A 24,004-nucleotide genomic window follows, 5' to 3' on the forward strand; every position below is an offset into this window, starting at 1 on the left:
TGGTCGGGTGCCGCCCGCTGTCGGTGGCGGCGGTTAGTGTGGGGCAGCATTTGAATGGGGGAGGGCTGGAATGGCCGATGCGCCGATCGACCTGATGCGCCTGGAAGGCGAGGGCAACAGCGTCGTGCTCCGGATCACGGGGATGGAGCCGCGGAAGGATGCGGACGCCACCCCTGTACTGGCCGGGGAGTTCCTGGTGGAGACGCCGTTCGTGCGGGGCGGTGTCGCGGCCCGGCTCCTGCCGGAGGACCTGCGGCGGTGGCAGCAGGCCCTGGACGCCCTGGACGCCGGTGGGGACATCGCCTGGCGTGAGGGCGCACGGGGCCCCCGGCTGTTCGTCGAACGCGACGAGGACGGCGAACGGTGCCGCGTCACCGTCGAGGACGACTCGACGTCCCGGACCACGGTGACCGTGACGGTTCCCTTGAAGGACGAGTGGTTCGACGACGCGTACCACCGCCTGGACCTGATCTGGGAGACCTGGCCCCTGAACGGGTGAGGCGGGACGCGGGACGGCCGCCCCGGAACAGGGGGGGTGGTTCCGAGGCGGCCGTGGTGATCGGGGTGCCGCCCGCCCCGGGGGGTTTGGGGCGTGCGGCCGTCCGATCATGAGGAGATCCGGAGCCGAAGGCTCCTTTGTGTGCGCGAGGGCACGACCAGGTCGAAGCTGGGGAGGCCCCGGCCCAGTGCCGCCCGCAGTCCCCTGCGGGCGGGTGTATCTCTCATCTGCGTAGAACCTACGGCAGGAAAAACCGCTCCGACAGCCGGAAACGCGTCCCGCCATCCACCTCGCACACCTTCTTCACACGCTCTGACGTAGGTGGTCAGATCCGGGCGAACGCCTGCTCGATGATGTCCAGACCCTCGTTCAGCAGGTCCTGGCCGATCACCAGCGGCGGCAGGAAGCGCAGCACGTTGCCGTAGGTGCCACAGGTCAGGACCAGCAGGCCCTCCTGGTGGCAGGCCTTGGCGAGCGCCGAGGTCGCCTCCGGGTTCGGCTCCTTCGTCGTACGGTCCTTCACCAGCTCGATCGCGATCATCGCGCCACGGCCGCGGACGTCGCCGATCACGTCGAACTTCTCGGCCATCGCCGTCAGGCGGGCCTTCATGGTCTCCTCGATCTCCTTCGCCCGGGCGTTGAGGTCGAGCTCCTTCATCGTCTCGATCGCGCCGAGCGCGCCCGCGCAGGCGACCGGGTTGCCGCCGTAGGTGCCGCCCAGGCCGCCCGCGTGCGCGGCGTCCATGATCTCGGCGCGGCCGGTGACCGCGGCGAGCGGGAGGCCGCCCGCGATGCCCTTGGCGGTGGTGATCAGGTCGGGGACGATGCCCTCGTCCTCGCACGCGAACCACTGGCCGGTGCGGCAGAAGCCGGACTGGATCTCGTCGGCGACGAAGACGATGCCGTTGTCCGTGGCGAACTTCCGCAGCGCGGGCAGGAAGCCCTTCGCCGGCTCGATGAAGCCGCCCTCGCCGAGCACCGGCTCGATGATGATCGCGGCCACGTTGTCCGCGCCGACCTGCTTGGTGATCTGGTCGACGGCCTGCGCGGCGGCCTCGGGGCCGCAGTTGTCCGGACCGGTCGGCCAGCGGTAGGCGTACGCCATCGGCATGCGGTAGACCTCGGGCGCGAACGGGCCGAAGCCGTGCTTGTACGGCATGTTCTTCGCCGTCAGCGCCATCGTGAGGTTCGTGCGGCCGTGGTAGCCGTGGTCGAAGACGACGACCGCCTGGCGCTTGGTGTACGCGCGGGCGATCTTGACCGCGTTCTCGACGGCTTCGGCGCCCGAGTTGAACAGCGCCGACTTCTTGGCGTGGTCACCCGGCGTGAGCTCGGCCAGGGCCTCGGCGACGGCCACATAGCCCTCGTACGGCGTGACCATGAAACAGGTGTGCGTGAAGTCCTGGAGCTGCGCCGACGCCCGGCGTACGACGGCCTCGGCGGAGGCGCCCACGGACGTCACGGCGATACCGGAACCGAAGTCGATCAGCCGGTTGCCGTCGACGTCCTCGATGATCCCGCCGCCCGCACGCGTGGTGAACACCGGCAGCACCGAACCCACGCCCTGCGCGACCGCGGCGGTGCGACGGGCCTGCAGCTCGAGCGACTTCGGGCCGGGGATGGCGGTGACGACGCGGCGCTCCTGCGGAAGTGCGGTCATGGGGGCTCCCTGATGATCGTGCGAACCGAACCGGGGCTTCCGGCGCACCGGCGCTGTGGCGGACGGCGGACCGGGGATCCGGGCGGGGGTGCTTTTCGGACGCTTGCCTTCTTTTCTCGCAGGCTAAGGCGGGCGGTGCAGGGTGGGCATGCTCCATGTGGGCGCCTTGGAGGCCCCGGCTTGTCCGCGGTGGACATAGCGGCGGCCGGGGCGGAGGGGACGCGTCCGCCGACGCCCGGTCGCGTATGCGGTGAACTCCCCTTGCCGGGACGTTAGATTGACTCGCGGACGGTGGACGGAGCGGCTGGTCAGGGGGCAACGGCGATGGACAGCGACGGAACGCAGGACGCACGGAGCACACGGGCCGATCCCGTGCCGCGTCCGGCGGGGCCGCCCCCGGCGCCACCCCGCCCGGCCCACGCGCCCGGGCCGCCGCCGCGCCCGGCGTGGTCCCCCGGCAAGGCCGACGTGCCCGCACCGGCCCCGCCGCCCCGGCCGACCGTCGCCGACTGGCTCAACGAGCCCCGCCCGGCCGCCGGCCCCGGGATCTGGCGATTCGGGTACCGCCTGCCCAAGTCCGCGCAGACGCGCGAGCGGCTCGCGCCCGTCACCGTCGTCGGACTGACGGTCCCCCTGGTGGTGGGGCTGCTCGTCTGGTCCTTGTGGCGCCATGGCAGCGTCCCGTACCAGTGGGCCGTCCTCAAGCTGTTCACCCCGCAGGACTGGTGGTGGGGAGGCACCACCGCCCCCAAGGGGATGCAGGGCCAAGAGGCCATCGAGGTGTACGACGGCGTCTTCTTCGGCGTCCTCGTCTACGTCATGGCCCGGCTCGGAAGCTGGGCCGATGTCGTCCGGCACGTCGTCGGCCGCCGCGAGCAGCCCGCGCGCGCCCTCCTCGCCGCCGTCGGCGGCCTCGCCGCCCTCGCTCTGGTCGTGCTCCCGGCGGTCTTCCCCGGCATCGGCTGGAGCGCCCTGCCGGTCGTCGACCCGCTGTTCTCGCTCATCGCCCTGCTGTCCGGGGGATACGACCTCTTCCGCTCGCAGGTGTTCACCGACGGGCTCTACACCGTCATCACGCTGCTGGTCCTGTGGCCGTTCGCGAGGCTCGGCGGTTGGTGGGCCCTCGTCCAGCGGACACGTGCCGCTCGCGGCAGGACCCAGGACGGCTCGACCGCGCAGCCGGACCTCCTCCGGCCGCGTGCGCAGTGGCCCGAACTGCGGGAGGCAGGACAGCACGAGGCGGCGGACGTGCTCACCGCCGAGGTGGCGGCCGAGCGCATGAACGACGTCGACTGCGCCCGGGTCGAGCACGCATGGGCCAGGGCCAGGGCCGAGGCGCGGCTCGCCTCCTTCACCGACACCGTGCTGCGCAGCGGCGCCGCGGCCTGGACCCACCCGTCCGGGTCCAGGGACCTCCCGGGCCGCGGCGCACAGCACGACCTGCTGGCAGGACAGGTGCGCATCGGACGGTGGGTGGCCAGGGACCGCACGCCCCCCGCGTACGGCGGCGCGGGCGCGGCCCTCGGCCTGGACACGCTCGGCACCTCGCTCCTGGCGGTGGGGCCGTCGGGTTCGGGCAAGACGCGCCACCTGATCGCGCCCGTGGTCGAGTCGCTCGCCCTCCAGGCCCTGGCCGGACGGTGCGCCCTCGTCGCGGTCTGCGCCACCGGGACGCGGCTCGCCCCGGACGCGGCCTTCGACGTCGTCGTGCGGATCGGGGACCCCGCGTCCGAGCACGATCTGGACCCCTACGCGGACTGCGACGACCCGGAGGAGGCGGCCGCCTTCCTCGCCGAGGCCCTGACGGGTGATCTCGACACCGTCGGCAGCCGGCGAGCCGCGACCGCCCTCGCGCAGCTCCTCGGCCCCTACCGGGCGGTGCACGGGGTGTTCCCCCGCCTGCCCGTCCTGCGGGAACTGCTGGAGGGCGAGCCGTCGGCGGTGTCCGCCCTGCGCGAGGCCCTGTCGGGACAGGAGCACGCCACGATGCGCCGCGACCTCGACGCCCGCCTGAGGCAGATCGGCAGCGCGGCCGACGTGGGTCCGGCGATCGCCGACCGGCTCGCCCTGCTGGACCGCCCGGCCTTCGCCGAGTTCTTCGGCTCGGGCGGCGGCGCCGTACGGCCGTTCTCGCTGCGCGCGGTGGCCGACCACCCCATCCGGGTCCGCATCGACCTCCCGGAGCACGGTCACGAGGAGGCGTCGCGGCTGATCGCACGGCTCGTCCTGGCCCAGTTCGGCGCGGTCGTGCGCGGCGGAGCGCGCTCCCACTTCGCGTGCCTCGTCCTCGACGACGCCACAGGGGTGATCACCGCCGAGTCGGTGAGCCGGATCCAGCGCATGCGCTCCCAGAACGCGGGGGTGGTGCTCGCACTGCGGACGACGGGCGACGTCCCCGAGGCCCTGCACGGGCCGCTGTACGGGGCGGTCGGCTGCCGCATGGCGTTCTCCGGGGTCACGACGTGGGACGGCAGCCGGTTCGCCCAGGCGTGGGGCACGGAGTGGGTGGAGACACGCGACGTGGCCAAGCACACGGTCTTCGCGGACCAGCCGATGACCCGGGCCATCCACGCGCTGCGCAAGCTGGTGACCGGGAAGGCCGTGACCACCGAGGCCGTCACCGTCCGCCAGGTCGAGCGCGAGCGGTGGTCCGCGTCCGAGCTGGCGCACGCGGTGCCGCCGGGGCACGCGGTGCTCTCCCTGACCGATGTGAACGGCGAGCACGCACCGCCGCTGCTGGTGGATCTGCGGAACTGAGGGGGATCAGGGCACGCGCCGACCATACGGTGAGGCAGAATCGGCATAGGTCGTTCATACGCGGCGGCCAAAGGATCACGAAGATCGCACAGATCGCACAGATCACCGAGATCACTCACGACCCGAAGGCCCCATGCCCCTCACCCTCGCCTCGCTCGTCCACCACTCCGCGCTCAAGCTGACCGTGCGGGCGGGCGAGGACCGCCTGGACGTCCCCGTCCGCTGGGCGCACGTCAGCGAACTCGCCGATCCCGTGCCCTACATGGAGGGCGGCGAACTGCTGCTGATCACCGCGCTGAAGCTGGACGCGGAGGACCCCGAAGCCATGCGCCGCTATGTGAAGCGGCTGGTGGGCGCGGGCGTGGTCGGCCTGGGCTTCGCCGTCGGCGTCAACTACGACGAGGTCCCCCGGGCACTCGTGGACGCGGCCCGCGAAGAGGGGCTCCCGCTGCTCGAGGTGCCGCGCCGCACCCCCTTCCTCGCCATCAGCAAGGCCGTCTCCGCCGCGATCGCCGCCGACCAGTACCGGGCCGTGACCGCAGGGTTCGCCGCACAGCGCGAGCTCACCCGGCAGGCCCTCAGCGACGGCCCGGAGGGGCTGCTCGCCGCGCTCGCCGCCCAGGTCGACGGCTGGGCCGCGCTGTACGACGCGTCCGGCGCCGTCGTCGCCGCCGCACCTGAGTGGGCGGGGCGCCGCGCCGCACGCCTCACCGCCGACGTGGAACGGCTGCGGGAGCGGCCCGCACCGGCCAGCTCCGTGGTCGGCGGGCCCAACGGCGAGGACCGCATCGAACTGCACTCCCTCGGCACCGGGCGCCGCCCGCGCGCCGCGCTCGCCGTGGGCACGGCCGCCCCGCCCGGCACCGCCGAGCGGTACGCCGTGCACTCCGCCATCGCGCTGCTCACCCTCACCACCGAACGCTCCCGGTCCCTGCAGGCCGCCGAGCAGCGCATCGGCGGGGCCGTGCTGCGCATGCTGCTCGCCGGGCAGCCGGACCACGCCCGCGCCGTGGCCGGGGACCTGTACGGCGACCTGCTGGACGCGCCGTTCCGCCTGATCGTCGCCGAGTCGGCGTCCGCGTCGGCCGCCCGGGCGCACGCCGACGGACACGCGCGCGTGGTGAGCGCGCCGCCGACCGCCGCCGCGCTCGCGGCGGCCGACACGGACGGCGACCCCCTGGAGGGGCTCGCGGAGACCGTGGAGTCCGCCGCCGCCCGCTCCGGCGAGGCGGTGCTCGTCGTGCCCGAGGGGGAGGCGCGGCTCGTGATCCTCGCCGTCGACGGGGGCGCGGCCGTCGCCGCCTGCCGGGAGTACGCGCCGGCGGTCCAGGCGGCCCGGGCCGCCGCCCGCGAGCAGTCGTCCGCCGAGGAGGACGAACTGGTGGTCGGAATGTCGGCGCCCGCCGGGCCGATCGCCGCCGCGGCCGCCTACAAACAGGCCGAACAGGCGCTCTCGGTGGCCCGGCGGCGCGGCCGGGCGCTGGTGGAGCACGACGAACTGGCCACCGGATCGGTGCTCCCGCTGCTCCAGGACGACGCCGTACGCGCCTTCGCGGACGGACTGCTGCGCGCCCTGCGCGAGCACGACGCGACCGGCCGCGGAGACCTGGTGGCCTCACTGCGGGCCTGGCTGTCCCGCCACGGCCAGTGGGACGCGGCGGCGGCCGACCTCGGCGTCCACCGCCACACCCTGCGCTACCGGATGCGCCGGGTCGAGGAGATCCTCGGCCGCTCCCTGGACGACCCGGACGTCCGGATGGAACTCTGGCTCGCGCTCAAGGCCACGGCACCGGCGGGCGAGTGACCCCGTCGCCGGACGGCACCACCGCCGTACGTCCCCCCGTCGCCCCGCTGTACATCCAGTAGAAGCCTGCCCGGGCAGTGCTACTCCCCGGACAAACGACCCCCGGGCGTGCCGGCCCTACCGTGGACCACGCAACCCCAAGCACCAGCCAACCTCGGAAGGGCCGGGACTGAACGCTATGACTTCCACCCACGCCTTCTGGCTCGCCGGCCGCCAGGCCACCGGCGAGACCACCTTCGACGTCACCTCCCCGTGGGACGGCAGGCTCGTCGGCCAGGTCAGCGTCCCGACCGAGGCACAGGTCGAGGAGGCCGTGGCCGCCGCGTACGCCGTGCGCGACGAGTTCGCCGCCACCCCCGCCCATGTCCGCGCCGCCGCCCTCGACCACGTCTCGAAGCGGCTCGCGGAGCGCAGCGAGGAGATCGCGGAGCTGATCTCGGCGGAGAACGGCAAGCCCATCAAGTGGGCCCGCGGCGAGGTCGGCCGTGCCGTCTCCGTGTTCCGGTTCGCCGCCGAGGAGGCCCGCCGCTTCAACGGCGGCGAGGCCCAGCGCCTCGACACCGACGCCGGCGGCCAGGGCCGCCTGGCGCTGACCCGCCGCTTCCCCAAGGGCGTCGTCCTCGGCATCGCGCCGTTCAACTTCCCGCTGAACCTGTGCGCCCACAAGGTCGCCCCGGCCATCGCCGCCGGCGCCCCGATCATCCTCAAGCCCGCCCCGGCCACCCCGCTGTCCGGCCTGGTCATCGGCGAGCTGCTCGCCGAGACCGAGCTGCCCGCCGGTTCCTGGTCGATCCTGCCGGTCCCCAACGACCGCATGCCCGCCCTCGTCCAGGACGAGCGGCTGCCGGTCATCTCCTTCACCGGCTCCGAGAAGGTCGGCTACGCGATCATGGACTCGGTGCCGCGCAAGCACTGCACCCTGGAGCTGGGCGGCAACGGCGCGGCCGTCGTGCTCGCCGACTACGCGAGCGACGAGGACCTGGACTGGGCCGCGAACCGCATCGCCACCTTCTCCAACTACCAGGGCGGCCAGTCCTGCATCTCCGTGCAGCGCGTGATCGCCGACGCCTCGGTGTACGACCGGCTGCTGCCGCGCATCGTCGCCGCCGTCGAGGCCCAGGTCACCGGTGACCCCTCCGACGGCACGACCGACGTCGGCCCGCTGATCAGCGAGGACGCCGCGAAGCGCGTGGAGTCCTGGGTCGACGAGGCGGTGAACGCGGGCGCCACGCTGCTCACCGGCGGCAAGCGGGACGGCGCCTCCTACGCGCCCACCGTCCTCACCGACGTCCCCGCCGATGTGACCATCTCCTGCGAGGAGGTCTTCGGGCCCGTCCTCACGGTGCAGAAGGTGGACGGCGAGGCGGAGGCGTTCGCCGCCGTCAACGACTCCAAGTACGGCCTGCAGGCGGGCGTGTTCACCCACGACCTCCAGGTCGCCTTCCGCGCCCACCGCGCCCTCGAGGTCGGCGGCGTGGTCGTCGGCGACGTGCCGTCCTACCGCGCCGACCAGATGCCGTACGGCGGTGCCAAGCTCTCCGGTGTCGGGCGCGAGGGCGTGAAGTTCGCGATGGAGGACTACACCTACGAGCGGGTGCTGGTCCTGACGGGTCTCGCCCTCTGACCCCACCGACAGGCCGACGGCCGGAGCCCGCCGTGCGGGGGCTCCGGCCGTCGGTGCGTCGGCCTGGTCCGGACCCTCAACCGGAGAAGCCGACGTGCGCGAGCCGCAGCGGGCCGCGCAGTTCGATGCGGACGTCGTGCACACCGGAGGCGGTGAACGCGGCGTCCACGCTGGTGTAGTCGTAGGGGCCGGTGGGCCTGTCGAGGCTCAGCACGGCCGTCGGACCGCCCCCGTCCAGGGACACCTCGACGGTGCCCTCGCCCGCGACCCGCACCGCCACCCCCGTCACGCCGTCCGCGAAGTCGCAACGGCGGAAGAGCAGTTCACCCGTCCCGCCGTCCACGGGCGTCACGGCGTCCCCGGACACCTTCGTGCGGTCCACGAGCGCGGTGCCCCGCTGCTCGTCGAAGTCCGCGGCCTCCAGGCCCCGTTCGCGCACCGGGCGCGGTCCGGCCGGCTCACCGGGCGGCTCGATCGTCGTCCGCAGCCGGATGTCCTCGCTCGACGCGCCCACCAGGATCTCGTGCGGGCCCGGCTCGATCCGCCACCGTCCGTGCGCCACGTCCCAGAACTCCAAGGCGCTGAGCGGCACCTCGAAGGCCAGCTCCGCCGAGGCACCGGGCGCCAGGTGCACGCGCCGGTGGGCGACCAGCTCCCGGCGTGGCCGCGGGACCGACGGATCGACGGCCCGGGCGTACACCTGGGCGACCTCGTCGGCGGCCCGCGCGCCGGTGTTGGTCACCGTGAAGGAGACCGCCACCCGCCCGTCCTCCACCCGGGCGGCGAGATCGCCGTACGCGAAGGAGGCGTACGACAGCCCGTGCCCGAACGGGAACAGCGGCGTGCCCTCGAAGTACAGATACGTCTGACGGCTGCCGATCACGTCGTAGTCGAGCAGGTCGGGCAGGTCCGCGTCGTCGGCGTACCAGGTCTGCGGCAGACGGCCGGCCGGGGAGACGTCGCCGGACAGCACCCGGGCCAGCGCGGTGCCCGCGGCCTGGCCGCCGTGCGCGGTCCACAGCACCGCCGGCAGGTCCGCGGGGTCGATGGCGTACGGGTAGGCGGAGACCAGCACCAGCGCCGTGCGCGGGTTCGCGGTGCGGGCCGCGCGCAGCAGGCGCTCCTGATGATCCGGCAGGCGCAGTGTCGTACGGTCCTCGGTCTCGCGGCCGTTCAGGTGCGGGTCGTTGCCCGCGAAGACGAGCACCACGTCCGCCCCGGCCGCCGCCCGGGCCACCGCGTCCTCGCCGCGTTCGGTGACCTCCAGTTCGAAGACCTCGGGATCCTCCTCGGCAACCTTCACGCCGTCGGCGGCGACCGACACATACCCGCCCGTCCCGAGGTGCTTCAGGAGGTGGCCGCTGCCATGGGGTTCCAGGCGGAACGTCTCCTGGACGACCCAGCCGCCGGGCTGGTCCGCGGACGCGCGGACGTAGCCGTCGTCGGCGACCGAGAGGTACCGCCCGTCGGGGGCGCGGAAGGTCAGCAGACCCTCGCCCCAGTCGATCAGCGCGAACTCGCTGCCCTGTGCGTCGGCGGCGAGCGGCGGCAGATCCGTGCGGCCCTGCAACAGCGCCGGGTCCAGGGCGCCCTCGGCGCCGCGCACCTCGTCGGCGGCGTCGGCCTCGGGCACCCGCAGACAGGCCCCGGTGGAGGTCCTCAGGCGTACCCGGTCCACGCCCTCGGCGAAGTCCACGCGATCGGCGCCGAAGCGCTCGTACAGGCCCTCCAGAGGTGTGGACCGGTGGATCAGCGTGCCGCTGTACCAGTCGAGCTTGGACTCGTCGGCGAGCAGGCCGACCGCCGCGACGCGCACGTCGTCGGCCAGGGGCAGCAGACCGTCGTTCTTCAGCAGCACGACCGCCTGCTCCGCGGCCTCCCGGGCGAGCGCTCGGTGGGCCGGGGTGTCGAAGTCGCGGGTTCCCGCATGCGGGTCCAGACGCGGGTCGAACTCGCCCAGCCGGAACCGCACCGAAAGCTGCCGGCGCACCGCCTGGTCCACGTCCTCCTCGCTCAGCAGCCCCCGCACCAGCGCGCCCTTGATCCGCGCGACGATCGTGGAGCTGTCCGTTCCGTGGTCGGTGAAGCTGTCGACGCCGGCCCGGACCGCGGCGGCCGTCGCCTCCTCATGGGTGTCGAAGTAGTGCTCGGAGTCGACCAGGTTGGAGGGCGCGCTGGCGTCCGAGCAGACCATCAGCTCCTGGTCCGTCCAGCGGCGCAGGTACTCGCGCAGATACGGCGAGACGTGGTTGGGGCGGCCGTTGACCAGGTTGTAGGCGGGCATCACCCCGGCCACCGAGCCCGCCTCGACCGCCTCGCGGAACGCCCGCAGGTCGTACTCGTGCAGCACGCGCGGACGCACCGAGGAGGAGGTGGTGTCGCGGTCGGTCTCGTTGTTGTGGGCGAGCCAGTGCTTGAGGACCGGGGCCGTGCGCCAGTACGTCGGATGGTCGCCGCGCAGTCCCCGCGTGTACGCCGTCGCGATCGCGGAGGTCAGCCTGGGGTCCTCCGAGTAGCCCTCCTCGTTGCGGCCCCACAGGGGGTGGCGCAGCAGGTTGACCGTGGGCGACCAGACGTTGAGGCCGACGCGCTCGTCGCGGGCGCGCATCGCTCGGACCTCCTTGGACACGGCCTCGCCGATCCGGCGCACCAGGGCGTCGTTCCAGGTCGCGCCGAGCCCGACCGCCTGCGGGAACACCGTCGCCGGACCCATCCACGCCACGCCGTGCAGGGCCTCCTGGCCGGTGCGGAACGCGGCGATGCCAAGACGTTCGACGGCGGGCACGAACTGGTGCAGGAACGCGATCTTCTCGTCGAGTGTCAGCCGCGCGACCAGGTCGTCGATGCGCTTCGCGAACGGCAGCTGCGGATCACGGAAAGGGGGCGCGGGCGGCGTCTGTGCGGTCACGTGGTGATCCTTCGGAGATCGAGCGGCGGGGCGCTTTCGAAGCGCTTCGATGCTGATTCGACTTCCGGTCGGGTGTCAAGACACCCAGGCGCAACAACTCCGTTTCCTCACCGTGATTCCAAGCCTCCCGGCCCCTTCGGCCGAGGCCTCCGCCACCTAGGAGGAATCTTGGAAGCGACCCTTGTGCACCCCCAGGCGTTCACTTAACCTCGCAGCAACATCGAAGCGCTTCGACGGCGGAGGGCCCGCTCAGCGTGCTCACCATTCCCTCCGAGGTCACCGCCGCTTCAGCTCAGCCAAGTTCCACTCGAGACACCGCAGCCGACGGCTCTTCCGCCGGGTGTCCTGGTGCGCCACGAAGGGTTGACGCAATGACGCCGAACTCCGCTTCCGCCTCGTCCGGGCCCAGCCGGAGAAGCTTCCTCGCCTCCACGGCGGTCGCCACCGCGGCTGTGGCCGGGGGGATGCCCCTGCTCGCCGCCTGCGGCGGTTCGGACAGCGGCTCGCGGGATGGAACCACGTCGGGCAAGAACGCCAGGAAGATCCTGCCCGCCTACGTGGCCAGCAGCGTGGTGCAGCCGGACATCCCGTCCAAGAACGGCTCGGCGATGGGCTTCACCGCCAAGCTCGACGTCGCCGCGCTCAAGACCTCGGTGCCGAAGAAGCTCGGCAAGGGCGGCAAGGTCACCGTCATGTCGCCGTTCTGGGGCTCGCCGCCCAAGCAGAACAACCCCTACTACACGTCGATGAACGGCCTGATCGGCGTCGACGTCGAGTGGCGCAACCAGGACGGCAACACCTACGACCAGAAGCTCGGCGCCGTCCTCGCCTCCAGCGACATCCCGGACGTGGTGGTGATCCCCGGCTGGAACATGACCGGCCGGATACCGAGCGCCATCATCGGCAAGTTCGCCGACCTCGGCCCCTACCTGTCCGGGGACAAGGTCAAGGAGTACCCGAACCTCGCGGCGATCCCCAGCGACGCCTGGCAGCGCTCCATCTTCGGCGGCAAGCTGATGGGCCTGCCGATGCCCGCTCCGTACGTCCAGAACATCGTGCCCCTCTACCGCCAGGACGTCTTCGCCAAGGAGGGCTACGAGGTCCCGAAGTCCGCCGACGAGTTCACGGCCCTGTGCAAGGAGATCACCAGCCCCCGGGCCAAGCGGTGGGCCTGCGGTGACATGAAGTGGACCGCGTTCAACACCTTCGGTGTGATCAGCGGCGGCGAGAAGGCGCTCGGCTGGACCGTGGTCGACGGCAAGCTGATCAACCGCATCGAGACCCCGGAGTACCTGGAAGCGCTGGAGTGGGCGCGCAAGCTGATGGCCGCCGGCTACGTCCACCCCCAGTTCAAGCTGGGCAAGAGCCAGATCGGCGACCCCGCCCCCCTGTTCGCCGCGGGCGAGTTCCTGATCTGGAACGACGACATCTCCAACTGGTACGGGCGACAGGCCTCCCAGATCACCCAGAACCCCGGCTTCAAGGTCTGGGGCATGGACCTGTGGGGCCACGACGGCGGCAACCCGACGCTGTGGGCCGCGAACCCGGCCGGCATCTTCGCCTTCGTCAACAAGAACGCCTCCGAGTCCGTCATCCGCGACGCGCTGGCGGTCGCCAACGTCACCGCGGCGCCGTACGGCACCAAGGAGTGGATGATGACCAACTACGGCGTCGAGGGCACGCACTACACGCTCAAGAACGGTGTGCCCGTCAAGAACGACAAGGGCAACAACGAGGTCGTCAACGCCTACGTCATGGTCGCGAGCCCCGCCGCGACCATCGCGCACCCCGACCTGCCGGAGTACACCAAGGGCATGGTGGAGTGGCAGCAGCGGATGGGCGCCTTCACCAAGAAGTCGTCCTTCTGGGGCATGCAGATCACCGAGCCCTCCCGTTACACCAACCTCGCCGACGACTTCGAGCAGCTCGAGGACGACATCGTCCGCGGCCACAAGGAGATCAGCGACATGCAGCAGGCCATCTCCGACTGGAAGAAGAAGGGCGGGGACAAGCTGCGCGACTGGTACAAGAAGCTTCTCGACGAGAACGGCCCGGCGGCGAGCTGACCAGGCTCCGAGGCAAGGAGAACAGCCGTGTCCCACAGCACGGTGCCTCGGAGCAGTGCCGAGGCCAGCATGCCCGTGAAGACCCCGGTGGCGTCCGGCGGCGCCACCGGTTCCCGGGCGAAGCGAAGTCCGGGGAAGCTGAGTCTGCGGCTCAGGTTCCGGCGCGACCGTGTCCTGATCCTGATGACGCTGCCGGCCGTCGTGCTGGTGATGGTCTTCAACTATCTGCCGATCCTCGGCAACGTCGTCGCCTTCCAGGACTACGACCCCTACATCAGCGGCAACGGCATCGTCTCCATCCTGCACAGCCCCTTCGTGGGACTGGAGAACTTCCAGCAGGTGTTCGGCGACTCCGCCTTCTGGAACGCCGTCGAGAACACGCTCGTGCTGTTCCTCTTCCAGCTCGTGCTGTTCTTCCCGATCCCCATCCTGCTCGCGCTGCTCATCAACAGCGTGGTCCGGCCCCGGGTGCGGGCCGTCGCGCAGGCCGTTCTCTATCTGCCGCACTTCTTCTCGTGGGTGCTGGTCATCGCCGTCTTCCAGCAGATGTTCGGCGGCGCGGGCATGCTCTCCCAACTGCTGCGGCAGCACGGGTACAACGGCTTCGACATCATGACCGACCCGAACACCTTCCCCTTCCTGGTCACCGCGCAGAGCGTGTGGAAGGACGCCGGGTGGGGGATCATCGTCTTCCTCGCCGCGCTGGCCTCGGTTCCCCCGGACCTCTACGAGGCCGCCGCGATGGACGGCGCCGGACGCTGGCGCCGCATGTGGCACGTCACGCTTCCCGCCCTGCGTCCGGTGATCGCCCTGCTCCTCGTGCTGCGCGTCGGCGACGCCCTGACCGTCGGGTTCGAACAGATCCTGCTGCAACGCGACGCCGTCGGACCGGACGCCGGGGAGGTCCTCGACACCTTCGTGTGGTGGAACGGCGTGCGCAACCAGGACTTCGGCTACGCGGCCGCCGCCGGCCTGGTCAAGGGCGTGGTCAGCATCGGCCTGGTCCTCGCCGCGAACAAGGTGGCCCACCTCATGGGCGAGCAGGGGGTGTACAAGAAGTGACCACCGTCGTCGACAAACCGGCGAGCACGCCGAACGGGTGGGCCGCACCTGAGCGCCCGGCGTGGGAGGAGGAGCCCTCCAGGGCCGGCCTCGCGGGCAAGGGCCTGGTCCTGTCGCTGGCCTGCCTGGCGGTCCTCTTCCCGCTGTGGATCGTGGTCGTCACCAGCCTCTCCTCGCGGAAGACCATCGACGAGGCGGGCGGCCTGGTGATCGTGCCCAAGGGCATCACCTTCATCGCCTACAAGGAGTTGCTCAGCGGCGGCCAGGTCACCCGGGCCACGATCATCAGCATCCTCGTCACCCTGGTCGGCACGCTGTTCTCGATGACGGTGTCCGTCCTGTGCGCCTACGGCCTGTCCCGCAGCGGCTCGCTCGCACACCGCGGGATCCTGATGACACTGCTGGCGACCATGTTCTTCAGCGCCGGCCTCATCCCGACCTACCTGCTGGTGCAGTCCCTCGGCCTGACGGACACCTACCTCGCGCTGATCCTGCCGAGCGCGGTGAGCATCTTCAACATCCTGGTGCTGCGCGGCTTCTTCATGGGGATCTCCCAGGAACTCGTCGACAGCGCCCGCATCGACGGGGCCGGGGACTTCCGGATCCTCTGGACGATCGTCATGCCGCTGTCCCGCGCCGTCCTCGCGGTGATCACGCTGTTCTACGCCGTGGGGTACTGGAGCGCCTGGTTCAACGCCTCGATCTACCTGAACGACCAGGACATGATGCCGTTGCAGAACGTCATGATCCAGCTCGTGCAGAGGCAGCAGCAGCCGGTCGGCCTGGGCCAGGCCATCAGGACCGGTCAGCTCTCCGGGCTGGCCATTCAGATGGCGGTCATGGTGATGGCCCTCCTCCCCGTCGCCGTCCTGTCCCCCTTCGTCCAGAAGCACTTCAAGAAGGGCATGCTCACCGGCGCGGTCAAGGGCTGAAGCCCGTCGCCCACCGACTCCGCCGCGGCCGACCTGCTCCTGTGCAGCGGTCGGCCGCGGCGGACCCAAGCCCGACCCGTCTCCCGAGCCGCACGGAACGAGGTATGTCATGCACACGCACTCTCTGAGCAGACGCGCCGCCCTCGCCGACGCCACCCGCGGCCGCATCCTCTTCGGCGGGGACTACAACCCCGAGCAGTGGCCCGAGGCGACCTGGCAGGAGGACGTCCGGCTGATGAAGGACGCCGGGGTCAACTCCGTGACGCTCGGTGTCTTCTCCTGGGCGAAGCTCGAACCCTTCCCGGGTGCACGGGAGTTCGGGTGGCTGGACACGCTGATGGACCTGATGCACGACAACGGCATCGGCGTGGTCCTGGCCACCCCCACCGCCTCGCCCCCGCCGTGGATGGGCCGGCTGCACCCCGACACCCTGCCCCGCGACGCCGACGGCCGCACCGAGTGGTGGGGCGGCCGCCAGCACTTCTCGCACTCCAGCGCCACCTACCGCCGTTACGCCGCCGCGATCACCGAGGACCTGGCCGCCCGCTACGCCACCCACCCCGCCCTCACCCTGTGGCACATCAACAACGAGTACTGCACCTACGACTACGGCGACGAGGCGGCGGCGGCGTTCCGCCGCTGGCTCCGCGCGAAGTACGGCACGCTCGACGCGCTCAACACCGCCTGGGGCACCGCCTTCTGGAGCCAGGGCTACGACAGCTGGGACGGCATCCTGCCCCCGCGCCACGCCCACTACCTGAAGAACCCCACCCAGGTGCTGGACTTCCGGCGCTTCACCTGCGACATGCTCCTGGAGTGCTACGTCGCCGAGCGTGACATCGTGCGCCGGCACACGCCGCACATCCCGGTCACCACCAACTTCATGCCGCTGTGGTCCGGCCAGGACGCCTGGCGCTGGGCCGAGGAGGAGGACGTCGTCTCCGTCGACCTCTACCCCGACCCCCGCGACCCCCTCGGCGCCCAGCAGGGCGCACTGGTCCAGGACATGACCCGCTCCCAGGCCCGCGGCCCGTGGATGCTGATGGAGCAGGCGGCGGGCCCGGTCAACTGGCGCGGCGTCAACCATCCCAAGCCCCGTGGACTGAACCGTCTGTGGTCCCTCCAGGCCGTCGCCCGCGGTGCCGACGCCGTCTGCTACTTCCAGTGGCGCCAGTCCCGGCAGGGCGCGGAGAAGTTCCACTCCGGCATGGTCAGCCACGCCGGTGAGCAGGGCCGCACCTTCCAGGAGGTCAAGCGGCTGGGCGCGGAACTGGCCCGGCTCGGCCCCGAGGTGGCCGGCAGCCGCGTCACGGCCGACGTCGCGGTCCTCCACGACTGGCACTCCTGGTGGGCGGCCGCACAGGACGGCCGGCCCTCCAGCGAGGTCGACCACCCGGCCGTCCTCCACGCCTGGCACCGCGCCCTGTGGGAGGCCCACCTCACGGTGGACTTCGCCCACCCCGGGCACGACCTGACCGCGTACCGTCTCGTCGTCGTCCCGCAGCTCTATCTCCTCACGGACCCGGCGATCGAGAACCTCCTCGCCTACGTACGCGGCGGCGGCACCCTCGTCTGCGGCTTCCTGACCGGTGTCGCGGACGAGGACGACCGGATACGGCCCGGAGGCATGGACGCCCGGCTGCGCGACCTCTTCGGCATCCACACCCTCCACGAGTGGTGGCCGCTGGACGCCGGCGAGACCGTCGAGTGCGACAGCTTCCGCGGCACCCTGTGGTCCGAGGAGCTTCAGGCCGAACCGGCCGCGGTGGCCGCCCGGTACAAGGGCGGCGAACTCGACGGGATGCCCGCCGTCCTTCACCACGGCCGCGCCTGGTACCTCTCCACCCTTCCCGAGCCGGACGGGCTGCGCGACCTGCTCGCGGGCATCGCCTCCGGCGCGGGCGTACGGCCCGTGCTCGACGGTCTGCCCGCCCGGGTCGAGGCGGTACGGCGCGGCGACCTGCTCTTCGTGCTCAACCACGGGCGTGAACCGGTCGAGGTCACGGTGCCCGGCACCCACCATGACCTGCTCACCGGCGAGACGGTCACGGACACACTCGCCCTCGGCCGATTCGAGGTGGCGGTGTTGCGGCCATGACGAGCGAGGTCACCCATGGGACGTGGGAGCCGCATCCCGCCGCCCGCTGGGAGGACGCCTTCCTGAGCGGCAACGGGCGCCATGGCGCCATGGTGTTCGGCGACCCGTACGACGACCGGGTCATCTTCACCCACCACACCCTGGTACGCCCCAACGGCGGCGAACACGCCCGGCCGCCCGAGCTGGCCGCCCGGCTCGCCGACCTCCAGGACCGGCTCCTCGCGGGCGAGACGACCGCCGCCGAGGACTTCACCGACGGACGGGAACTGCAGTGGGTGCAGCCCTTCCATCCCGCGTTCCAGACGCGGCTGCGGCGGCCGGCGGGGCAGGAGCGGGACTACCGGCGGTCGGTGGACTTCACCACGGGCGTCACGACGGCGCAGTGCGCGGACCGGCGCAGCCGGGTCTTCGTCTCCCGCGCGGACGACGTGATCGTGCAGCACGTGACCGCCCCGGGCCCCGAACTCGATCTGTCCCTCGACCACCGGCTGCCCGGCGCGCCCCGGGACCTGGCCGTCGGCCACGGCACCGCCCTCACCGCCGAGGGCGCCCTGCTCACCCTGCGCGCCCGCTACCCGGGCAGCGACCGCGCCTGCACCGGCGTGACCCTGGCCGTGGTCACCGGCGGCACGACCGACCTCGCCCCGCAGGGCGTACGCATCACCGACGCCGAGTCGGTCCTGCTGCTGACCCGGGTGCGGCGGCACACCGGCGAACTGGACGCACTGGCGCAGGCACGCGCCCTGCGCGCCCTGCTGCCCACCGGGGAAGACCCCTACGCCGCCCTCCTCGACCGCCACCTGGCCCTCCACCGCCCGGCCTACCTCCGTGCCGTCCTCGACCTCCGCGCCGACGCCGACGAGCGGGCCCTGCCCGGCTCCGAGCTGCTCCGCCGCCCCACGAGCCCCGCCCTCCTGGAGCGGCTCTTCGCCGCCGGCCGCTACCACCTGCTCAGCTCCAGCGGCATGCTCCCGCCCCGGCTGACCGGCCTGTGGACCGGCGACTGGAACACGGCGTGGTCCGGCGCGTTCACCACCGACGCCAACCTCAACCTCCAGACCTCCTCGGCCGCGGCCGGCGCGCTCCCCGAAGTCACCGAGGCCCACGCGGCGCTGGTGCACCTCCGACTCGACGACTGGCGCGAGAACGCCCGCGCCGTCTTCGGCACCCGCGGCGTCGTCGCGCCCGCGCACACCGACGGCGAGTCCGGTCACGCCTACCACTTCAGCCGGGAATACCCGCTGCACCTGTGGACCGCGGGCGCCGACTGGCTGCTCAAACCGCTCGTCGACCACGACGAGACCTACGGCCGGCGCGACCCGCGCACCGCGGAGCTCCTGGCCGAAGTCGCCACGTTCTACGAGGACTTCCTCACCCGCACCGACGCCGACGGCCGTCTCGCCGTCGTCCCCTCCTACTCGCCCGAGAACCGGCCCGCGAACGCGAGCTGGGGCACGGTCAACGCGGCCATGGACCTCTCGGCGGCCCGCCACGCCCTCCTCACGGCCGCCGCCTACCACCCGGACCGGGCCGAGGCCTGGCGGGCCCTCGCCGACCGCCTCCCGCCGCACCGCGTCAACGCCGACGGCGCCCTCGCCGAGTGGGCCTGGCCGGGCCTGGAGGACGCCTACGACCACCGTCATCTCAGCCACCTGTACGGCGTGTGGCCGCTCGACGAGATCAACCCCTACGACACGCCCGACCTCGCCGCGGCCGCCCACCGGGCGCTCGAACTGCGCGGCGCGGAGAACGACTCCGCACACGGGCACCTGCACCACGCGCTCGTCGCCGCCCGCCTGCGCGACGCGGACCGGGTCGCGCACGCCCTCGGCCAGGTACTGGAGGGCGACTACTTCCACGCCTCCCTGATGAGCGCGCACTACCCCCACCTCGACGTGTACAACGCCGACGCGGCCCACACGCTCCCGGCCGTGGTCATCGAGGCGCTCATCCAGTCGACCCCCGGCCGGCTCGTGCTGCTGCCCGCGCTCCCCGCCGCCTGCCCCCAGGGGCGGCTGAAGGGCGTGCGCACACGGTTCGGCGCCGAGGTCGACCTCACCTGGTCCCCCCAGGGGGCCACCGCGCTCGTACGGCCCACCCGCAGTTGCCGCGTCGACCTCAGGACCTCCGCCGGGGCGAGCCCGCTCGATCTCGTCGCCGGCGAGGACTGCGTCCTCACCCTGGGGCCGCAGGAACAGCAGCACCTCCCCCCACCCATGGAAGGGACACCATGGCAGCACGCACGCTGAACCGGATCACCAAGGCGCTGATCGCCCCCGCACTCGCCCTCGGCGCCACCGTCTGCCTCGCCTCCGCGCCGGCCCAGGCCGCCGTGTGGAACTCGTGCGAGCAGTACGGCAACACGACCCTGAACGGCTACACGCTCTACAACAACATCTGGGGCAAGGGCGCGGGCAGCCAGTGCATCTGGGCCAACTCCGGCACCAACTGGGGCGTCTGGGCGGACCACCCCAACACCGGCGGGATCAAGTCCTACCCCAACGCCAAGAAGATGATCAACAAGTCGATCACCTCGCTCTCGTCGCTCACGAGCAGCTACAACGTCACGGTCCCGTCCTCCGGTTCGTACAACACGTCGTACGACATCTGGGACAGCAACCACGCCTACGAGATCATGCTGTGGGTCAACAAGACCGGTGCCGTGGGCCCCCTCGGCACCTCGCAGGGCACCGTGACGCTGGGCGGCTCCACCTGGGCCGTCTACAAGGGCAACAACACCGCGAACGACGTCTTCTCGTTCGTGCGCACCTCCAACTCGGCCTCCGGCACGGTCGACGTCCTGCCGATCCTGAAGTGGATCAAGGACACCAAAGGCTGGTTCGGCAACGTGACCATCGCCGACTTCCAGTTCGGCTTCGAGATCACGTCCTCCTCCGGCGGCCTGAACTTCGCCACCAACAGCCTGAGCGTCAGCAGTAGCTGAGTTCCGGCACCTGGGCGTGCGGCCGGTCCCCGGGCGGGGGCCGGCCGCGCCGCCGTCACCCGGCGACCGGCAGCTCCGCCCCGTCCCGCAGGAACACCGGGATCCGGTCCAGCGGCGCGTCGACCGTGACGGTCGCGCCGCCCTCGTACCACCGGCCCGTCCACGCGTCCTTCCAGCGCGCCCCCGCCGGGAGATACGTCGTCCAGGTCGTCGCGCCCGGCTCCAGCACCGGGGCGACCAGCAGGTCCGGCCCGAACAGGTAGGCGTCGGCGACCTCCCAGGTGCGCTCGTCCCCGGGGAACTCCAGGAACAGCGGCCGCATCACCGGCAGCCCCTCCTCGTGTGCCTGGCGCATGACCTGGAGGACATAGGGCTTCAGGCGCTCGCGCAGCCGGAGGTACTTCTCCAGGATCGCGCCGGCCTCCTCCCCGTACGACCAGACCTCGTTGGGTCCGCCGGTCATCTCCGGGCCCAGCGGCATGCCCGGGTCGCGGAAGCCGTGCAGCCGCATCAGCGGGGACAGGGCGCCGAACTGGAACCAGCGGACCATCACCTCGCGGTAGGCCTCGTCGTCCGGGTCGCCGCCGTGGAAGCCGCCGATGTCCGTGTTCCACCACGGGATGCCGGACAGGGCGGTGTTCAGGCCGGCCGCGATCTGGCGGCGCAGCGTCGCGAAGTCGGTCCCGATGTCGCCGGACCACAGGGCGGCGCCGTAGCGCTGACTGCCCGCCCACGCCGAGCGGTTGAGGGTGACGACCTCGCTCTCGCCGGCGGCGAGCAGGCCCTCGTAGAAGGTGCGGGCGTTCTCGGCCGGGTAGATGTTGCCGACCTCCAGGCCCGGGCCGGCCCAGTAGCGCAGGTTCTCCTGGAAGCCGGGCTTCAGCTCCGGCTCGCAGGCGTCCAGCCAGAACGCCGTGATGCCGTACGGGTCCAGGTAGTTCTCCTTCACCCGCGACCACACGAACTGCCGGGCATCCGGGTTCGTGGCGTCGTAGAAGGCGACCTGGACGGTGGAGGCGACCTCCTTGTCGGGCCAGTCGGCGTGCGCCATCGGCCCGTACTGGGTGCCGATGAAGTAGCCGCGCTGCTCCATCACCGGGTGGTTCTCGCTCAGCGGCGACACGGACGGCCAGACGCTCACGACCAGCTTGATGCCGAGTTCGTCCAGCTCCCGCACCATCGCCGCCGGGTCCGGCCACTCCTTCGGGTCGAACTTCCACTCGCCCAGGTGCGTCCAGTGGAAGAAGTCGCAGACGATCGCGTCGATCGGCAGGCCGCGCCGCTTGTACTCCCTTGCGACGGACAGCAGTTCGTCCTGGGTGCGGTAGCGCAGCTTGCACTGCCAGAAGCCCGCCGCCCACTCCGGGAGCATCGGGGTGCGGCCGGTGACCGCGCTGTAGGCGCGCTGCGCCTCGGCCGGATTGCCGGCAGTGATCCAGTAGTCGATCTGCCGGGCGGAGTCCGCCACCCAGCGGGTGCCGTTGCCGGCCAGCTCGACCCGGCCGATCGCCGGGTTGTTCCACAGCAGCGTGTAGCCGCGGCTGGAGGTGAGCACCGGGACGGAGACCTCGGCGTTGCGCTGGACCAGATCGACGACCAGCCCCTTCTGGTCCAGCCGACCGTGCTGGTGCTGGCCCAGGCCGTACAGCTTCTCGTCGTCGTACGCGGCGAAACGCTGCTCCAGGCGGTGGTGGCCGTTGCCGACGGCCGTGTACAGGCGCGGGCCCGGCCACCAGAAGTGGGCGCGCTGCTCGGCCAGCAGCTCACCGCCGTCCTCCGTGCGCAGGAAGCGGATCAGGCCCTCGGCGTCCACGTCCACCGTGAGCGCGCCGACCGTGAGCCGCCCGCTCCCCTCCTCGATCTTGACGGTGCTCTCGACGGCCGGCGGCTCGTCGAGCAGGGCGCCCGGCAGCCCGTCGAGGACCGGTCCGCCGAGCCGGGCCCGCACGCGCACGGCGTCCGGCCCCCAGGGCTCGATGCGTACGGTCTCCTGACGGCCGCTCCACTCCAGCGCACCGTCCCGCTCGCGGAAGGTGCCCACGGTGGGGGACGACTGGGCGAGGCTGACCTTGGGCTGGGTTTCGGCGGTCTGGTTCACGGTGGGTGCTCCTGGAGGAGTGCAGACAGGAAGGTGCCTGGAACAGCGGGCGCCCGCGACGGAAGGCGCCGGGGGGAGTACGGCGTGGGTGCGTGGGTGCCCCGCGGGGTTCGGCGTGCGGTGCCGGGGTGTGGTGTCAGGGCGCGGACGGCGCGGCGCCCGTGCTCGCCCGGACCGTCAGCTCGGGTGCGAGCAGCACCACTTCGTCCGTGCCGTGGCCGTCCAGCTTCGCCACCAGCAGCTCGACCGCGCGCCGGCCCATCTCCTGCGCGGGGATGGCCACGGACGTCAGCCGCACCGACGCCTGGGTGGCGACCTGGTCGGGGCAGACGGCGATCACCGAGACGTCCTCGGGGACGGCCCGGCCCTGCTGGCGCAGCAGCGCGAGCAGCGGCTCGACCGCGGACTCGTTCTGCACGACGAACCCGGTGGTGCCCGGCCGCTCGTCGAAGATCCGGGCCAGGGTCACCGCCATCGCGTCGTATCCGCCCTCGCAGGGTCGGTGCAGCACCCTGAGGCCCAGCTCGCGGGAGCGGGACCTGAGGCCGTCCAGGGTGCGCTCGGCGAAGCCGGTGTGCCGTTCGTAGACGGCGGGCGCCTCGCCGATGACAGCGATGTCGCGGTGGCCGAGGACCGCCAGGTGCTCGGCGCACAGGGCGCCCGTCGCCCCGAAGTCGAGGTCCACGCAGGTCAGCCCGGTGGTGCTGGCGGGCAGACCGATGAGCACCGACGGCTGGTCCGTCTCACGCAGCAACGGCAGCCGCTCGTCGTCCAGTTCGACGTCCATCAGGATCATCGCGTCCGCGAGTCCGCTGCCCGTGACCCGGCGCACCGCGTCCGGGCCCTCCTCGCCGGTGAGCAGCAGGACGTCGTACCCGTGGGCGCGCGCGGTGGTGGCGACGGCGATGGCGATCTCCATCATCACCGGTACGTACATGTCCGTGCGCAGCGGGACCATCAGCGCGATGATGTTCGACCTGTTGCTCGCCAGGGCGCGGGCCCCGGCGTTCGGGTGGTAGCCGAGCTCCCGGATGCTCTGCTCCACCCGCTGCCGGGTGGACGCGGAGATGGACCGCTTGCCGCTGAGGACATAGCTCACCGTGCTCGCCGACACTCCGGCGTGCTGGGCGACCTCGGCGAGGGTGACCATCCGGCATCTCCAAGCGTGAGTGAAGCGCTTCGACACTACGCGCGTTACGAAACAGTGGCGTGTGAGGGTGGATCGACAGTAGCTTGGCGTGGGTGGGCTGTCCATAGGCTGTCGAAGCGCTTCGACACCGAATTCTCCCGAGTGGAGGCGGACACCCTGGACAACCCGTCGGCTCCGGGTGGCCGCTGAACGGGCGTATCCGAACCGTCCCCCCGGAACCCCACCCGGCGCAACATCGTCGACGCGCCCGCCGTGGAAGCACGCGCTCGTCCCGGGCCCCGTACCGGGCCCCGGACGCCGGCCGACTTGACGCCGAGGCGTACCCGGTGGACGTCGGCCGAGCGGTTTTCCCCACCAGGTCGCTGCGCGAGGACTGGTGACCTTGCCCGGATCGGGGTACCA

Annotated in this window: 14 protein-coding genes; 10 read left to right on the forward strand and 4 right to left on the reverse strand. The window is 72.0% G+C overall.

The features are described from left to right. The first annotated feature begins 70 nt into the window (after positions 1-70). The gene (locus ACZ4SW_RS20620; RefSeq protein WP_468245396.1) at positions 71-499 is read left to right on the forward strand and encodes a DUF5959 family protein; all 429 of its coding nucleotides are present in this window, start codon (positions 71-73) and stop codon (positions 497-499) included. A 325-nt stretch (positions 500-824) separates the two neighbouring features. Here ACZ4SW_RS20620 and gabT read toward each other — a convergent pair whose 3' ends face one another. Then, the gene (gene gabT, locus ACZ4SW_RS20625) at positions 825-2,159 is read right to left on the reverse strand and encodes a 4-aminobutyrate--2-oxoglutarate transaminase (RefSeq protein ID WP_468245401.1); all 1,335 of its coding nucleotides are present in this window, start codon (positions 2,157-2,159) and stop codon (positions 825-827) included. Between the two features lie 324 nt (positions 2,160-2,483). On the opposite strand from gabT, the gene ACZ4SW_RS20630 reads away from it, so the two are divergent. The 3 genes from ACZ4SW_RS20630 (at position 2,484) to ACZ4SW_RS20640 (ending at position 8,344) form a co-directional block, all read left to right on the forward strand. Beyond that, positions 2,484-4,916, forward strand: coding sequence for an ATP/GTP-binding protein (locus tag ACZ4SW_RS20630; RefSeq protein WP_468245408.1), 2,433 nt, complete (start codon positions 2,484-2,486; stop codon positions 4,914-4,916). 133 nt (positions 4,917-5,049) lie between these two features. Continuing rightward, complete coding sequence (locus tag ACZ4SW_RS20635; protein WP_468245412.1) at positions 5,050-6,720, forward strand: PucR family transcriptional regulator; 1,671 nt, start codon at positions 5,050-5,052, stop codon at positions 6,718-6,720. Between the two features lie 178 nt (positions 6,721-6,898). Beyond that, positions 6,899-8,344 carry an aldehyde dehydrogenase family protein gene (locus tag ACZ4SW_RS20640; RefSeq protein ID WP_468245417.1) on the forward strand — a complete coding sequence of 482 codons (1,446 nt, stop codon included), beginning with the start codon at positions 6,899-6,901 and terminating at the stop codon, positions 8,342-8,344. A 76-nt stretch (positions 8,345-8,420) separates the two neighbouring features. Here the strand turns inward: ACZ4SW_RS20640 and ACZ4SW_RS20645 are convergent, their stop codons facing one another. Then, positions 8,421-11,252 carry a glycoside hydrolase family 3 C-terminal domain-containing protein gene (locus ACZ4SW_RS20645; RefSeq protein WP_468245421.1) on the reverse strand — a complete coding sequence of 944 codons (2,832 nt, stop codon included), beginning with the start codon at positions 11,250-11,252 and terminating at the stop codon, positions 8,421-8,423. 371 nt (positions 11,253-11,623) lie between these two features. Between ACZ4SW_RS20645 and ACZ4SW_RS20650 the strand changes: the two genes are divergently transcribed. The 6 genes from ACZ4SW_RS20650 (at position 11,624) to ACZ4SW_RS20675 (ending at position 20,354) form a co-directional block, all read left to right on the forward strand. Then, the gene (locus ACZ4SW_RS20650) at positions 11,624-13,318 is read left to right on the forward strand and encodes an extracellular solute-binding protein (RefSeq protein ID WP_468245424.1); all 1,695 of its coding nucleotides are present in this window, start codon (positions 11,624-11,626) and stop codon (positions 13,316-13,318) included. 27 nt (positions 13,319-13,345) lie between these two features. Then, positions 13,346-14,380, forward strand: coding sequence for an ABC transporter permease (locus ACZ4SW_RS20655; RefSeq protein ID WP_468245429.1), 1,035 nt, complete (start codon positions 13,346-13,348; stop codon positions 14,378-14,380). After that, a complete protein-coding gene (locus ACZ4SW_RS20660; RefSeq protein ID WP_468245434.1) occupies positions 14,377-15,312 on the forward strand; it encodes a carbohydrate ABC transporter permease in 936 nt (311 codons plus the stop codon). The genes ACZ4SW_RS20655 and ACZ4SW_RS20660 overlap by 4 nt, the downstream gene beginning before the upstream one ends. 109 nt (positions 15,313-15,421) lie before the next feature. Continuing rightward, positions 15,422-17,410: a beta-galactosidase gene (locus tag ACZ4SW_RS20665; RefSeq protein ID WP_468245440.1), complete on the forward strand. Its 1,989-nt coding sequence runs from the start codon at positions 15,422-15,424 to the stop codon at positions 17,408-17,410. Then, positions 17,407-19,659 carry a glycosyl hydrolase family 95 catalytic domain-containing protein gene (locus ACZ4SW_RS20670; protein WP_468245445.1) on the forward strand — a complete coding sequence of 751 codons (2,253 nt, stop codon included), beginning with the start codon at positions 17,407-17,409 and terminating at the stop codon, positions 19,657-19,659. The genes ACZ4SW_RS20665 and ACZ4SW_RS20670 overlap by 4 nt, the downstream gene beginning before the upstream one ends. Further along, positions 19,641-20,354, forward strand: a complete 714-nt coding sequence (locus tag ACZ4SW_RS20675) for a glycoside hydrolase family 12 protein (protein WP_468245451.1) — start codon at positions 19,641-19,643, stop codon at positions 20,352-20,354. The genes ACZ4SW_RS20670 and ACZ4SW_RS20675 overlap by 19 nt, the downstream gene beginning before the upstream one ends. A 55-nt stretch (positions 20,355-20,409) precedes the next feature. On the opposite strand, the gene ACZ4SW_RS20680 is transcribed toward ACZ4SW_RS20675, so the two are convergent. Both ACZ4SW_RS20680 and ACZ4SW_RS20685 read right to left on the reverse strand, forming a co-directional pair. Continuing rightward, complete coding sequence (locus ACZ4SW_RS20680; RefSeq protein ID WP_468245456.1) at positions 20,410-22,452, reverse strand: glycoside hydrolase family 31 protein; 2,043 nt, start codon at positions 22,450-22,452, stop codon at positions 20,410-20,412. A gap of 136 nt (positions 22,453-22,588) precedes the next feature. Then, entirely contained in the window at positions 22,589-23,602 is a 1,014-nt protein-coding gene (locus ACZ4SW_RS20685) for a LacI family DNA-binding transcriptional regulator (RefSeq protein ID WP_468245461.1), read from the reverse strand. Positions 23,603-24,004 lie beyond the last annotated feature (402 nt).

The sequence above is a fragment of the Streptomyces sp. NPDC028331 genome, assembly GCF_055565775.1.